Here is a 502-nt window from a genome sequence, read left to right on the forward strand (position 1 = left end):
GGTATATATTTCTTGTTAATTCAGTACCATCGTAACCGATGATTTTAAAATCTTCTGGAACACGTTTACCCAAAGATTGCGCTACTTGCAATAGCATAATTGCATCAACATCGTTGGACGCAAAAATACCATCAATCTCAGGTTGCTCATTAAAAATACGATGAAAAATTTTGTTTTTTTCTGTATAACTTATATTAAAATCTAAATGATAAATAATAGGTTCTAAATTACTTTTTTTCATTGTGTCTATATAAGCTTGTGTTCTACGATGGGCTGGCGTCTCGAGTTCTGTTGGACCTGTAGTGTGAACAATAGTTCTAGCGCCTTTTTCTATTAACCTTGAAGTTGCTATTTGTCCTCCTGTGTAGTTATCTGATTCAATGATTGGAATGTCTTCATTCATAAAACGATCAATTGCTACAATAGGTAAATTATCTTTTTTGTATTGCTGGATGCCTCTATTATGTGTTCCAACAATTAAACCATCTACTTGGTTAGATAA

The 502-nt window shown here is 32.7% G+C and carries 1 protein-coding gene; it reads right to left on the bottom strand.

The features are described from left to right. A partial coding sequence (locus ACF91D_RS31710; RefSeq protein ID WP_392438692.1) for a substrate-binding domain-containing protein occupies positions 1 to 502 on the bottom strand: 502 nt, incomplete at both ends.

Source organism: Staphylococcus sp. 231237_7MaSpsaltlick, assembly GCF_043107035.1.